The 14314-nt window shown below is 69.9% G+C and carries 10 protein-coding genes; 5 read left to right on the top strand and 5 right to left on the bottom strand.

All coding sequences use genetic code 11. The features are described 5' to 3' along the window. The first annotated feature begins 509 nt into the window (after positions 1–509). The 3 genes from smc to J2Y69_RS02775 are packed head-to-tail and all read left to right on the top strand — an operon-like array spanning position 510 to position 5571. Positions 510–4088 (top strand): chromosome segregation protein SMC, encoded by a 3579-nt coding sequence (gene smc, locus J2Y69_RS02765; protein ID WP_310017304.1) that lies wholly within the window; start codon positions 510–512, stop codon positions 4086–4088. A 57-nt stretch (positions 4089–4145) separates the two neighbouring features. After that, on the top strand, positions 4146–5021 hold the full coding sequence (ftsY, locus tag J2Y69_RS02770) for a signal recognition particle-docking protein FtsY (RefSeq protein WP_310017305.1): 876 nt from the start codon (positions 4146–4148) through the stop codon (positions 5019–5021). A 49-nt stretch (positions 5022–5070) separates the two neighbouring features. Next, complete coding sequence (locus tag J2Y69_RS02775; RefSeq protein ID WP_310017306.1) at positions 5071–5571, top strand: DUF2004 domain-containing protein; 501 nt, start codon at positions 5071–5073, stop codon at positions 5569–5571. Between the two features lie 27 nt (positions 5572–5598). Here the strand turns inward: J2Y69_RS02775 and lipA are convergent, their stop codons facing one another. Both lipA and lipB read right to left on the bottom strand, forming a co-directional pair. After that, on the bottom strand, positions 5599–6591 hold the full coding sequence (lipA, locus tag J2Y69_RS02780) for a lipoyl synthase (RefSeq protein WP_310017317.1): 993 nt from the start codon (positions 6589–6591) through the stop codon (positions 5599–5601). Beyond that, positions 6588–7238 (bottom strand): lipoyl(octanoyl) transferase LipB, encoded by a 651-nt coding sequence (lipB, locus tag J2Y69_RS02785; RefSeq protein ID WP_310017319.1) that lies wholly within the window; start codon positions 7236–7238, stop codon positions 6588–6590. Before lipB ends, lipA begins: the two co-directional genes overlap by 4 nt. A 98-nt stretch (positions 7239–7336) precedes the next feature. On the opposite strand from lipB, the gene J2Y69_RS02790 reads away from it, so the two are divergent. Then, positions 7337–8377 carry a TetR family transcriptional regulator gene (locus J2Y69_RS02790; protein ID WP_310017321.1) on the top strand — a complete coding sequence of 347 codons (1041 nt, stop codon included), beginning with the start codon at positions 7337–7339 and terminating at the stop codon, positions 8375–8377. A gap of 52 nt (positions 8378–8429) precedes the next feature. Further along, positions 8430–9983 carry a signal recognition particle protein gene (gene ffh / locus J2Y69_RS02795; protein ID WP_310017322.1) on the top strand — a complete coding sequence of 518 codons (1554 nt, stop codon included), beginning with the start codon at positions 8430–8432 and terminating at the stop codon, positions 9981–9983. Between the two features lie 93 nt (positions 9984–10076). Here ffh and glpK read toward each other — a convergent pair whose 3' ends face one another. The 3 genes from glpK to J2Y69_RS02810 all read right to left on the bottom strand — a co-directional run bounded on the left by glpK (position 10077) and on the right by J2Y69_RS02810 (position 14213). Further along, positions 10077–11591 (bottom strand): glycerol kinase GlpK, encoded by a 1515-nt coding sequence (glpK, locus tag J2Y69_RS02800; protein ID WP_310017324.1) that lies wholly within the window; start codon positions 11589–11591, stop codon positions 10077–10079. Positions 11592–11643: 52 nt separating this feature from the next. Then, positions 11644–12417 (bottom strand): MIP/aquaporin family protein, encoded by a 774-nt coding sequence (locus tag J2Y69_RS02805; protein ID WP_310017326.1) that lies wholly within the window; start codon positions 12415–12417, stop codon positions 11644–11646. An 86-nt stretch (positions 12418–12503) separates the two neighbouring features. Next, positions 12504–14213, bottom strand: coding sequence for a glycerol-3-phosphate dehydrogenase/oxidase (locus J2Y69_RS02810; RefSeq protein ID WP_310017327.1), 1710 nt, complete (start codon positions 14211–14213; stop codon positions 12504–12506). Between the last annotated feature and the right edge of the window lie 101 nt (positions 14214–14314).

Here is a 14314-nt window from a genome sequence, read left to right on the forward strand (position 1 = left end):
GGCGGGAAGTTTTCCCGGTACGTGCCCGTGGCCGATAGGCGGCGCCGTGGTCCCTGAGGACGTCGACGCGGAGGCGCGTGGAGCAGAGGAGCCGGAGAGCGGCTCGGGGATGGCGGAGGACCAGGGGATCTCGAGGGACCGGTTCCTGGAGGCGCCATGTCGGCGATGAACGGCAGCGACAGAGACTGGGGCCGTGATCACCGAGGCGGGTGGACCGTGGAGAGGGGGGACAAGGGCGTGATCGCCCTGTCAGCGCTACCCTTCCGCGGTGCCGGAGACGCCGACGGAAGTCGCCGAGGCATCATCCTCCCAGCGGAATGGGTTGAATGCGATGCGAATCATGGGGCGACCTCCTTTCTCGGTTCGTCGGTTTGCAACGCTAGCGAACCGCGGCGGGATACGTCAAGCCAACACTCAGGAATCGCTGGAATCCGGGCGTTTCCGCGGTCCTGGAGCGCCCGGTTCGGATAGCGTATGGGCGTGATCCGACCCCGACCGCAGGCGCACGCATGCACCTGAAGAGCCTGACCCTGAAAGGGTTCAAGTCCTTCGCGCAGCCCACCGCCTTCGCGTTCGAGCCCGGGGTGACGTGCATCGTCGGGCCCAACGGATCCGGGAAGTCCAACGTCGTCGACGCGCTCGCCTGGGTCATGGGGGAGCAGGGGGCCAAGACCCTCCGTGGCGGCAAGATGGAGGACGTCATCTTCGCGGGCACCTCCACCCGGGGGCCCCTCGGGCGCGCAGAGGTCCAGCTGACCATCGACAACAGCGACGGCGCGCTGCCGATCGAGTACGCCGAGGTGACGATCAGCAGGACGCTGTTCCGCAACGGGTCCAGCGAGTACGCGATCAACGGCGAGAGCTGCCGTCTGCTGGACGTCCAGGAGCTGCTGAGCGACTCGGGGCTGGGCCGCGAGATGCACGTGATCGTGGGGCAGGGACGCCTCGACACTGTGCTGCAGGCGTCGCCGGAGGACCGGCGAGGGTTCATCGAGGAGGCCGCGGGGATCCTCAAGCACCGCCGCCGCAAGGAGAAGACCCTTCGCAAGCTCGGCGCGATGGAGACGAACCTCACGCGGCTGAGCGATCTCGCCGGGGAGATCCGGCGGCAGCTCAAGCCGCTGGGGAGGCAGGCGGAGATCGCCCGCGAAGCTCAGACGATCGCCGCGGTGGTGCGGGACGCGAAGGCGCGGATCTTCGCCGACGACGTCGTCGCGCTCCGCACGGCACTGGCCGACCACACCCGGAACGAGCGCGAGCGCCATGCCGAGCGGGTGCTCCTCAGCGAGCAGAGCGATCGGATCCGCTCCGAGGTCGCCCGGCTCGAAGGCGCGCAGAACTCCGCCGCGGTCGACGAGGCTCGGCGGGTCGCGTTCGGTCTCGAGCAGGTGCAGGAGCGCATGCGCGGCCTGTTCACCCTGGCGAACCAGCGGCTCGCCCTCCTCGGCACGGAGGAGGACGACGCGGCGGTCACCGCGGTCACTGTGACGCAGGCGACGATCGACGAGGCGAACGACGAGATCACCGAGATCTCCTCGGGGTTGGGCAAGGCCCAGGACACGGCGGCGGATGCCGCCCGCGACGTCACACGTGCGAGGGCGGAGCTGGACGCGCTCGACGTCGACATCGCCGAGCAGAGCGCCCTCGTCTCCGCGCACGACATGCGCATCAGCACCCTTCGCGGTCAGGCCGAGGCCGCCGCGTCCGCGCTCGCCGCGGTGCGGGGCGCGGTGCTCCGACAGGAGAACGCGCTGGAGGCCGCGCACACCAGGCGGCGTGAGGCCGCGGAGGCGCGGGAGCGGATCGAGGACGGCGAGGCGCCCGAAGGGACCGCTGCCGAGCACGCCGCGTCGTACGAGGCCGCACAGGCTGCGGGCACCGCCGCCGAGTCCGCGCTGGAGGGCATCCGCGAACGCCTCCATGAGGCCGAGCGGGAGGCTGACGCCCTCACGGCCAAGGCCGCGGCCCTCGGGAGCGCGATCGCCGTCTCGGGAGGAGCCGCCGAGATCGTCGCCCGAGGCCAGGACGGCGTCCGCGGGCTCGTCAGCGACGCGGTGCAGGTGCGCTCCGGCTATGAGGCGGCCATCGCCGCGGTCCTCGGCCCGCTCGCCGAGGGTGTGCTCGTCGCCGATGCCGGTTCGGCCTTCGCGCTCGCCGGAGACGAGGAGGATCTCGGCGCCTACGACATCGTCATCGCGGAATCGTCACGATCGACGACCGCGCCGGCTGTGATCCCCGGTGCGGTCCTCGCCGCCGACGTCGTCTCGGGACCTGCCGGGGTGCTCGGTGTGCTCTCGCACGTCCTGATCGTGCCCGACCTCGCCGCCGCCGCGTCTGCGCACGCCGCGATCGCGGCGCTGGACGGCCCCCCGGTCACGCTCGTCACCCAGGCGGGCGAAGTGCTCACCGCCCACACGCTGCACACCGGATCCGGCGAGAGCTCCCGGCTGGAGCTGGTCGCCGAGCGCGACGCGGCCGTGGAGCGCCTCGACGAGGTGCGCGTCATCGTCGACACCCTCCGCAGCGCCCGCGAGGACGCGTCCGAGGGGCTCGAGACCGCTCGGCGGACGGCGAAGGAGGCGTTGCGGACTCTTCGCGAGCACGATGCCGCCCTCGCGGCGCACGCCGAGCAGATCAACCGCGTGACGGTGCAGCATGAATCCGCGGTCGCCGAGTGCGAGCGGCTGGAGGCAGGGCTCGCCCAGGCGCAGACCCAGGTATCCGAGGCGGCAGCGAAGGCGGATGCCGCGAAGGCGGAGCTGGATCAGGCCGCCGAGACGCCGCGTCCGGTCCTGGACGCCTCCGCGCGCGACGATCTCCTCGAGGCGCTCGAGGCCGCGCGGGAGGCGGAGATGGAGGCCCGTCTCGGGATCGAGACCCTGCGCGAGCGAGTCCGTGCCGGACAGACGCGCGTTGCGGGCCTGGAGAGGCAGCGGGAACGGGAACGGGAGGCGGCGGCCGAGGCCGCGCGCCGCGCCGTCATCCGCCGTGCCCAGAGGGAGGCGGCGTCCGGCGTGGCGTCCGAGCTGCCGCGGGTGCTCGACTCTCTGGACCGCTCGGTCGCGGAGGCGCGGCTGGCGCTGGGCGCGGCGGAGGCGGCGCGCTCCGCGCAGAACGAGGAGCTGACGGGCCTGCGGGCGCAGGAGACGTCGATCAGAGAGCGGCTGGCCGGTCTCACCGAGAGCGTGCACGGGCTCGAGCTCCAGATCCACGAGAAGAAGCTGCATCTCACGAGCCTTCTGGAGCGGGTGGCGTCCGAGCTCGCCCTCGACGAGGACATCCTCGTCTCGGAGTACGGTCCGGACCAGCTGGTTCCTCGCGACCCCGTCGCACTCGGCAGACCCAGTGGCTCCAGCGACCTCGATGGCAAGGGTGACTCCGGTGATCAGGATGACAGCGCTATCCCCTACGACCGTCGGATCCAGCAGCGCCGGCTGCAGGAGGCCGAGCGCAAGCTCGCCCAGCTGGGACGGGTGAACCCGCTCGCGCTCGAGGAGTTCGCGGCGCTGGAGCAGCGGCACGCGTTCCTCACCGAGCAGCTGGCCGACCTCACCAAGACCCGTCAGGACCTCCTCACGATCATCGCCGACCTCGACGAGCGCATGCAGTCGATCTTCGGCGCCGCCTTCGAGGACACCAGGCAGGCCTTCGGCGAGGTCTTCCCGCTGCTCTTCCCGGGCGGCGCGGGCAGCATCTCGCTGACGAACCCCGACGACCTGCTGAACACCGGGATCGAGGTCGCCGTCAGACCCGTCGGGAAGAAGATCGAGCGTCTCTCGCTGCTCTCGGGCGGGGAGCGCTCCCTGGCGGCGGTCGCGCTGCTGGTGGCGATCTTCAAGGCCAGGCCGAGCCCGTTCTACATCCTGGACGAAGTCGAGGCGGCCTTGGACGACGCGAACCTCGGCCGCCTGCTGACGGTGTTCGAGCAGCTCAGGGAGAGCTCGCAGCTGCTGATCATCACGCATCAGAAGCGGACGATGGAGATCGCCGACGCGCTGTACGGGGTCTCGATGCGTCAGGACGGCGTCTCCGCGGTCGTCGGACAGCGCGTCGGCGACCGCCAGGCCGCCGCGGCCGAGAGCGCCTGAGAGCGCCTGAGACCCGCCGCGGATCGGCGGGCGGGCTGGAGATCGTAGGCTGGGGTCATGGCGGAGAAGTCCTGGTCCCTCACCCGTGCGCTGCGCGGGATGTTCGTCAAGCCCACGATCGACGAGACGACGTGGGAGGACCTGGAGACTGCGCTGCTGACGGCGGATTTCGGCCCCGACATCACGGAGCGGCTCGTGGACGAGCTGCGCGAGAAGGTCGACCGCTACCGGACGACGGACCCGAAGGATCTGCAGCGCATGCTGCGCGAGACCCTGGAGGAGCACTTCGCCAGGTTCGACACCACTCTGAAGCTCACCGAGCGTCCGGCCGTGGTGCTGGTGGTCGGTGTGAACGGTGTGGGCAAGACGACGACGATCGGCAAGTTCACGAAGTTCCTGCGCGGCTACGGCCGCACGGTCGTGGTCGGTGCCGCGGACACGTTCCGCGCCGCGGCGGTCGACCAGCTCGCCACCTGGGCGCAGCGCGGAGGGGCGGAGATCGTCCGCCCCCAGCAGGAGGGGCAGGACCCGGCGTCCGTCGCCTTCCAGACCATCGAGTACGCCCAGCGCGCGGGGATCGAGATCGTGCTCGTCGACACCGCGGGACGCCTGCACACCAAGGGCGGGCTGATGGACGAGCTCACGAAGATCCGCCGGGTGATCGAGAAGCAGGCGCCGATCAGCGAGGTGCTGCTCGTGCTGGACGCGACGACCGGGCAGAACGGCGTCCTTCAGGCGGATGCGTTCCTGGAGCACGCCGGGGTCACCGGCCTCGTCCTCACCAAGCTCGACGGATCGGCCAAGGGCGGGTTCGTCCTCGCCGTGCAGGAACGCACCGGCATCCCGGTGAAGCTGCTGGGCCAGGGCGAGGGAATCGATGACCTCACTGGGTTCACTCCGCACGTGTTCGTCCAGTCGCTCGTCGACGGCTGACCGGAGGGTCGGGGTATCGCCATGCCCATCGGCCTGGTTTCATAGCCGTATGGCGATCGAACACGACTTCTTCGGACTGCTGTCCTCCGGACCCGACGGCTCGATCTTCTGGTCGGAGATCGTCGAGTTCGGAGATCAGGTGGTCACGATCGATCTGACGGCCCCGGATCAGGACGACGTCTCCGCGGAGGCGCTCGACATCGCCGCGGCCCTCGTCACCGGGATCGAGAGCGTGGACATGACCGCGCGCAACGCGATGCTGGACGAGGTCGATGACCGCACCAGCGAGGTGACGGAGTACATCCTGCAACAGCAGCAGGCCTACGGCGAGGAGCTTGTCGAGGTGCTGGTGGACGTCAGCGGCGACGCGGCCGTCGACATCATCCGATCGCTGCGGCTGATGAGCATGACGATCCTCGCCGACGAGCACGGTGGATCGGAGCCGTTCGCCGTCATGGAGTACGCCCTGGACACCGACACCACCGAGGACGTGCTCCTGGTGAACTTCGGCTCCGACGGCGCTGTCCTGTCGGTGATGAGCGCCGACTGACCCGACGTCCGAGGGCTCCTGCGCTGCTCAGACCGCCTGGGCGAAGCCGAGGTCCGCGCCCTCCGCGATGTGGGCGAGGTGCTCGGGGATCGGGCGCCCCTTCGACCGCATCGACTGCGCCCAGAGGCGGCCGGCGCGGTAGGAGGAGCGCACGAGCGGTCCGGCGAGGACCCCGAGGAAGCCGATCCGCTCCGCCTCCTCCTTGAACTCGACGAACTCCGCCGGCTTCACCCAGCGGTGCACCGGGAGGTGCCGCGGGGTCGGGCGCAGGTACTGCGTGATCGTGATGATGTCGCATCCGGCGTCGTGAAGGTCCTGCAGCGCCTGGACGACCTCCTCCGGCTCCTCGCCCATGCCCAGGATCAGGTTGGACTTCGTGATGAGGCCGGCGGTGCGGGCCTGGGTGATGACGTCGAGCGAGCGCTCGTAGCGGAACGCGGGGCGGATCCGCTTGAAGATCCGCGGGACGGTCTCGACGTTGTGGGCGAAGACCTCGGGACGTGCGTCGAAGATCTGGCCGAGGAAGGCCGGGTCGGCGTTGTGCTCGTTCGCGAGCAGCTCGACGCCGGTGTTCGGATTCCGCTCGTGGATCATCCGCACCGTCTCGGCGTTGAGCCATGCCCCGGTGTCGGGCAGGTCATCGCGGGCGACGCTCGTGACGGTCGCGTAGCGGAGCCCCATGCGCTCGACGCTCTCCGCCACGCGTCGCGGCTCATCGGTGTCGTAGTCCGCAGGCTTCCCGGTGTCGATCTGGCAGAAGTCGCAACGGCGGGTGCACTGCGAGCCTCCGATGAGGAACGTCGCCTCCCGGTCCTCCCAGCACTCGTAGATGTTCGGGCAGCCGGCCTCCTGGCACACCGTGTGCAGCCCCTCGTCCTTGACGAGGGAGTGCAGCGCCGTGTACTCCGGTCCCATCTTCGCCTTGGTGCGGATCCACTCCGGCTTGCGCTCGATCGGGGTCTCGGCGTTGCGGATCTCCAGCCGCAGGAGCTTGCGCCCCTCGGGTCCGGCGGCGCTCACGCGGCGACTCCCGTGCTGAGTGCTCCGGCGTCCGCGACGAAGGCCGCGGCGACCTGCTCCACGATGTCGGCGGGGGAGACGTCGCGCCCGACCACCTCGCTCACCGTGGTGACCCCGGCGTCGGTGATCCCGCAGGGGACGATGCCGCGGAACCCGGCGAGGGTGTTGTCGCAGTTGATCGCGAAGCCGTGCATCGTGACGCCCTGCTGCACACGCACGCCAATCGCGGCGACCTTGTCCTCCGAGAGCGGGCGGCGCACCCAGACGCCGCTCCGGCCCTCGACCTGGTAGCCCTCGACGCCCAGCGGACGGAGGAGATCGATCAGCACGCGCTCGATGCGGCGCACGTGGGCCACGACATCCACCGGCTCGGCGAGCCGGAGGATCGGGTAGCCCACGAGCTGTCCCGGCCCGTGCCAGGTGATCTTCCCTCCGCGGTCCACGTCGACGACCGGCGTTCCGTCCTGCGGGCGCTCCTGGGGCTCCGTGCGGCGTCCCGCCGTATAGACCGCCTCGTGCTCCAGGAGGAGGAGGGTGTCCGGCCGGTCGCCGGAGACCACGTCCGCATGGATCCGCCTCTGCAGATCCCACCCCTCCTGGTAGGGGACGAGGTCCGGCGACAGGCCGGTGATCTGGACGTCGAGCATGGTCGCGCTCCGATCCGAGTTGATAGTTGGATGGCGTCTAACAATATACCCGAGGATGCCGTCGGGTCCTCGTCGGCGACTCGCGGTACGGTGAGGGGATGGTCAGGGAAGCGCGCGCGGGGCGACCGCGCGTCTCGTCGCGCGAGACGCTCGCGGAGGCGGCGTGCGAGCTGTTCCTGGAGAAGGGGTACGAGGCGACCTCGGTGGCGGACATCACCCGCCGGGCCGGGGTGAGCAGATCGAGCTTCTTCAACTACTTCTCCTCCAAGGGGGATGTGCTCTGGTCGGGTCTCGACGAGCGCCTCGAGGTCGCGGTGCGGAGGCTGGACGCCGAACCGGCGGAGCGAGGCATCGCCGCGATCCCCGCACTGATCGAGGAGGCGCTGGGAGACCTCGTCCCCGACGCTCTCGCCCTCGCCTACACGAACGCGAAGGCGATGGGACTCGAGAGCGATCTCCGCCGCGAGGCCGCCGTCCGGCAGGCCGACCTCGCACAGGCCGTGGCCGGGTTCGCGGCGCGCACCGGACTCGCGCGCATGTCGGGGGAGATCCTGGGCGCGGCGTGGGCGGCGGCCGTGCTCTCGGCCATCCGCGCCTGGGCGGAGCGCGGGGCCGGGCAGGCCAGCATCCGCGATCTCTTCCACGAGGCCTCGCTCAGCGTCCCCATGCCGACGACGACGACGGCGGCGGCGGCGGGGGTGTCGGCGGGGGCGCGCGCGCCGGGGGTCCGGCAGCTTCGGATGGTGGTGCGGGCCGAGGACTTCGAGGAGACGCTCCGTCTCTATCGCGACGTGCTGGGCATGCCCGAGCTTGCCGCGTACGAGGGCGAGGGGGACGTCAGGGTCGTCATCCTGGACGGCGGTGCCGCGACGCTGGAGATCGCCAACCCCGCGCAGGTGGAGCTGATCGACCGCGTCGAGACGGACGGCGGTCGCAGCGACCGGATCCGCCTCGCGCTCGAGGTCGACGACACGGTCGCGGCCGCCGATGCGCTCGCCGCCGCGGGAGCCGAGGTCGAGGCCGGTGCCAGGGTCACTCCGTGGCAGAGCCTGAACGCGCGTCTGCGGACCGCCGGCGACATCCAGCTCACCCTCTTCCAGGAGGGCGTGGAGGGCTTCCAGGGGGGTGTGGAGGGCTGATCCGGTCCTGTCGAAGGCGGAGCCCCCGCTCTCCCGTAGAATCGAGAGCACCATGGCTACATTCGGCACGCTCTCCGACCGGCTCACCGAGACCTTCCGCAACCTGCGCACGAAGGGCAAGCTCAGTGCGTCCGACGTCGACGGCACCGTCCGCGAGATCCGTCGCGCGCTCCTCGACGCCGACGTGGCGCTCCCCGTCGTCAAGGAGTTCACCGCCAAGGTGCGCGAGCGCGCGCTCGGCGACGAGGTCAGCAAGGCGCTGAACCCGGCGCAGCAGGTCGTCCAGATCGTCAACGAGGAGCTCGTCCAGATCCTCGGCGGCCAGCAGCGACGCCTCGAGTTCGCCAAGACCCCGCCGACCGTGATCATGCTCGCAGGGCTCCAGGGCTCGGGAAAGACCACGTTCGCGGGGAAGCTCGCCAAGCAGCTCGAGTCCGATGGGCACACGCCCCTCCTGATCGCGGCCGACCTGCAGCGGCCGAACGCCGTGGGCCAGCTCCAGGTCGTGGGCGAGCAGGCGGGCGCCGTCGTCTACGCGCCCGAGCCGGGCAACGGCGTTGGCGACCCGGTGCGCGTCTCCCGCGAGGGCGTGGAGTACGCGCGTCGCCAGCAGCACGACGTGGTCATCATCGACACCGCCGGTCGTCTCGGCGTCGACGCCGAGCTCATGAAGCAGGCGGGGGACATCCGCAAGGCGGTCTCGCCGGACGAGGTCCTGTTCGTCATCGACGCCATGATCGGCCAGGACGCGGTCAACACCGCCAAGGCGTTCCAGGACGGCGTGGACTTCACGGGCGTCGTGCTGTCCAAGCTCGACGGAGACGCCCGCGGCGGCGCGGCGCTGTCGGTCGCCTCGATCACCGGCCGCCCCATCCTCTTCGCCTCCACGGGCGAGGGACTCGACGACCTCGAGCCCTTCCACCCGGATCGCATGGCGAGCCGGATCCTGGACCTCGGCGACGTCCTCACCCTCATCGAGCAGGCGCAGCAGGCCTTCGACGAGGCCGAGGCCCAGAAGGTCGCCGAGAAGCTCGCGACCGAGACGTTCACCCTCGAGGACTTCCTCGAGCAGATGCAGCAGCTCAAGAAGATGGGCTCCATGAAGAAGATGCTCGGGATGCTCCCGGGCATGGGGCAGATGAAGCAGCAGCTCGAGAACTTCGACGAGCGTGAGATCGACCGGACCGAGGCGATCATCCGCTCCATGACGCCGGGGGAGCGCCGCAACCCGAAGGTGCTCAACGGCTCGCGCCGGCTGCGCATCGCTCGAGGCTCCGGCATGACGGTGACCGACGTCAATCAGCTGGTCCAGCGCTTCGACCAGGCGGCGAAGATGATGAAGACCGTCGCCCGCGGCGGCACCCCGAACATCCCCGGTATGGGTTCCATGCCCGGCATGGGGCGTCCGGGAGCATCCTCCAAGCGAGGCAAGAAGGCCAAGGGCGGCGGCTCGCGTTCCGGCAACCCGGCCAAGCGCGCGGCCGAGAACGCGGGGATCGCCGCGACGAACGCCGCGTCCACGGGAGCAGGGTTCGGCCTCGGCGGACAGCAGGAGCCTTCGGACAGCGAGCTCGCCGAGATCCAGAAGCTCTTCGGCAAGGGCTGACCCGTCACCGCGGGATGTGAACCTCCGCGGGACACGAACGCAGAATGGGCGGGACCGGATGACCGGTCCCGCCCATTCATTCTCCTCAGAGGGTCAGCGCACGTCCTCGTCCACCCAGTCCATGGACTTGGAGACGGCCTTGCGCCACAGCCGCAGCTGGCGGTCGCGCTCGGCGGCGTCCATCGACGGCTCCCAGCGGCGGTCCTGCTGCCAGTTCGCGGAGAGGTCGTCGAGCCCGTTCCAGAACCCGACCGCGAGTCCGGCCGCGTAGGCCGCACCCAGCGCCGTCGTCTCAGCGACGACGGGCCGGACCACCGGAACGCCCAGCACATCGGCCTGGAACTGCATGAGGGCGTCGTTGGCGACCATCCCGCCGTCCACCTTCAGCTCGGTCAGGTCGACACCGGCGTCGGCGTTCACCGCGTCGAGCACGTCGCGGGTCTGGAAGGCCACGGCCTCCAGTGCGGCGCGCGCGATGTGGTTCTTGTTCGCGTAGCGGGTGAGGCCGACGATCGCACCGCGGGCGTCCGGACGCCAGTACGGCGCGAACAGGCCGGAGAAGGCCGGGACGATGTACACGCCGCCGTTGTCCTCGACCTGATCGGCGAGCTCCTCGACCTGCGGGGCAGAGTCGATGATGCCGAGCTGGTCACGCAGCCACTGGATCAACGACCCGGTGACGGCGATGGAGCCCTCCAGCGCGTAGTGCGTCGGTCCGTCGCCGAGCTTGTAGCCGACGGTGGTGAGCAGCCCGTTCTTCGAGTGGACGATCTCCTCGCCCGTGTTGAAGATGAGGAAGCAGCCCGTGCCGTAGGTGTTCTTGCTCTCCCCGGCGTCGAACGCGGCCTGTCCGAAGGTGGCCGCCTGCTGGTCTCCGAGGATTCCGGCGATCGGGGTCTCCCGGAGGAGCGAGGAGCTCTCGGCCGCGCCGTAGACCTCGGAGGAGGAGCGGATCTCCGGCATCATCGAGCGCGGGACGCCGAACGCCTCGAGGATGTCGTCGCGCCATTCCAGCGTCGCGAGGTCCATGAACATCGTGCGGGAGGCGTTGGTGACGTCGGTCGCGTGCACGCCGCCCTCGACACCACCGGTGAGGTTCCACAGCACCCAGGAGTCGGTGGTGCCGAAGATCAGGTCTCCGGCCTCCGCCTTCGCCCTCGCACCCTCGACGTTCTCCAGGATCCAGGCGATCTTGGTTCCGGAGAAGTAGGTCGCGAGCGGGAGGCCCACGATCGACTTGAACCGCTCGACGCCGCCGTCGGCCGCGAGGCGGTCGACGATCTCCTGGGTGCGGGTGTCCTGCCAGACGATCGCGTTGTAGACCGGCTTGCCCGTCGTCTTGTCCCACACCACCGCGGTCTCGCGCTGGTTGGTGATCCCGACGGCGGCGATGTCGTGCCGGGTGAGGTCGCCGCGGCTGAGGGCTAGGCCGATCACCTCCTGCACGTTGCGCCAGATCTCCAGGGCGTCGTGCTCGACCCAGCCCGCCTTCGGGAGGATCTGCTCGTGCTCCTTCTGCCCGGTGGCGACGATGCTGCCCTTGCGGTCGAAGATGATGGCTCGGCTCGAGGTCGTGCCCTGGTCGATGGCGATGATGTAATCGGCCACGTGTTTCTCCTTTGAATTCGAAGCGGGGTGAGGGTGGACTGCTCGCCCGGGCTCAGCCGGCGAGGTGCAGCAGGACCGGGGCGGCGAGGGCTGCGATCGAACCGCCGATCAGCGGGCCGACGACGGGCACCCACGAGTACGCCCAGTCGCTGGACCCCTTGCCCTTGATGGGAAGGATCGCGTGCGCGATGCGGGGGCCGAGGTCACGGGCCGGGTTGATCGCGTACCCCGTCGGGCCACCGAGCGAGGCGCCGATCGCGACGACGATGAGAGCGACGGGAAGTGCCGACAGCGCACCGAGGCCGCCAGGGGTGCCGATCTTGACGTCGCCGTAGTCCGCGAACGCGAAGATCGCGAACACGAGGACGAAGGTGCCGATGATCTCCGTGACCAGGTTCCAGCCGTAGGAGCGGATCGCCGGGCCCGTCGAGAACACGCCGAGCTTGTTGGCCGGCTCCGGCTCCTCGTCGAAGTGCTGCTTGTAGGCGAGCCAGCAGAGCACGGCGCCGATGATCGCACCGAGCAGCTCCGCCGCCGTCGCGACGGCGAAGTGGGAGAAGTCGATCCCCTTGGTGGCGTCGAGCAGGTGCTGCACGTACAGGCCGATGCCGACCGCGGGGTTCAGGATCGCGCCCGAGTAGGCGGAGACGAGCACACCGGCGAAGACCGCCAGGCCCCATCCCCAGTTGACCATCAAGAATCCGCCGTTGAACCCCTTGTTCTTGACGAGGGCGACGTTGGCGACCACACCGCAGCCGAGCAGGAGCAGCATCGCGGTGCCGACCAGCTCGGACAGGAAGTAGAGGCCCATATTCACATCAGGCATGTCTCCATTGACCTTTCGCAGAGCATCGGCCCCTCTGCCGATGCGGTGTTCGAGTAGACGCCGAGAAGGGCGGCGCGGGGATCTCGCTACCCGCGGGCGCGGGCGACGAGGGAAAGTCCGTGCCGGGAGTTCAGCAGCTCGCGGGTCAGCTCGATCTCGTGCTCGGTGCGCGCGCGGTCCCAGGCCTTCAGAGGCGCGAGCGCCTCGGCGGTCTCCTCGAGGATCTCCTCGGTCACGTCGCCCGTGAAGGCGAGGCTCGTGCGGCGAAGCACCACATCCTCGAGGCGCACGATCAGCTCGTTCTGCACCATCCACTCGAGCTCGCGCGTCGAGAGCTGCCCGCCGGCGAGGGGCTCGTCCGAGCCCTGCTCGACGTACTGCCACACCTCGGCGGCGCGGGTGCCGTAGCGCTTGAGCAGCGGCTCGCCCCGGTCTCCGGCCCCGGGGAGGTACTGGGAGATCCAGGCGGCGCGTGCCGCGTCGTCCTGCGGGTAGTCCTTGCCGCCGCCGATCGCGCGGCCGAGGGTCGAGACGACGCGAGTGCGGCCCAGGAGATCCAGGATCCGGTCGGACAGCGTCTCGCCGAGCGCCCGGAACGTCGTCCACTTGCCGCCGACGAGGCTGAGGTGCGGGACCGCGCGGCTGTTGTCGACCTCGACGCGGTAGTCGCGCGAGACGAAGCCGGGCGCCGTGTCCTCGTGCCGGGGGAGCGGGCGGATCCCGCTGAACCGGTAGACGATCTGCTCGCGGTTCACAGCGATGTCAGGGAAGACGTGGTGCACGAGGTCGAAGAAGTAGTCGATCTCCTCCTCGGTGCACAGCGGGACCTCGCGCGGGTCGGCGTCGATGTCGGTGGTGCCGACCATGACCTTGCCCTTGAGCGGGTAGATCAGCACGATGCGGCCGTCGGAGTGCTCGAAGAAGATCTCGCGGCCGCGCGTCGCGGCGAGCAGCTCGGGGTTGTCCAGGACGATGTGCGAGCCCTTGGTGCCGCCCATGAAGCGGGTCAGCTCGCCCATGGCCTCGTTGGTGAGGTCCGTCCACGGGCCGGAGGTGTTCACGACGACGTCGGCGGCGATGGCGAACTCGGTGCCGCTCTCGCGGTCGCGCACCAGCACCGCGTCGCCCTCGTGGCCGATCGCCTCGACGTAGTTCAGGGCGCGCGCGCCGGGATGCGCCGCGCGGCCGTCCTGCAGCACGTCGAGCGCGAGGCGCTCCGGGTCGTGCATCGACGCGTCGTAGTAGGTCGCCGTGTACTTGATCTTCGGGTCCATGGCGGGAAGCTCGGCGAGCGACTTCTTGCGGCCGAGGAACTTGTGCCGCGGCACCATGCCGCCGTCACGAGAGAACGTGTCGTAGATGGTCAGGCCCATCTTGATGAGGAACGCGCCGCGCTCCTGGGGCTTGCCCGACTTGTGCGTGAGGAAGCGCAGCGGCGCCGACAGGATTCCCGAGAAGGTCGAGTAGATCGGGATCGTCGTCTCGAGCGGCTTGACGTAGTGCGGGGCGATCTTCAGCAGGCCGTTGCGCTCGGTGACCGATTCCTTGACGAGGCGGAACTCGCCGTTCTCGAGGTAGCGGATGCCGCCGTGGATCATGTGGCTGGACGCCGAGGACGCCCCGGATGCGAAGTCGCCCCGCTCGATGAGAAGGACGTCCACGCCCTGGAGGGCGAGATCGCGGAAGGTCGAGATGCCGTTGATGCCTCCGCCGATGACGAGCACGGTGGTTCGTCCTGCCTCGCGGACCTCGCGGACCTCGGTGCGTTCCGGGGCGGATCCGATCCGTTCGTTCATCGTCGACTCCTCTTCCCCGCCTCGGGCGGCGGTGCTCGTATCTCGCTGTCAGCTTCTTGCGACTGGGCGCATCGCGCAAGTCTGCTGCACGAATGTGCAAG

Source organism: Microbacterium resistens, from assembly GCF_031456305.1.
GTDB classification, from domain to species: Bacteria; Actinomycetota; Actinomycetes; order Actinomycetales; family Microbacteriaceae; genus Microbacterium; species Microbacterium resistens_A.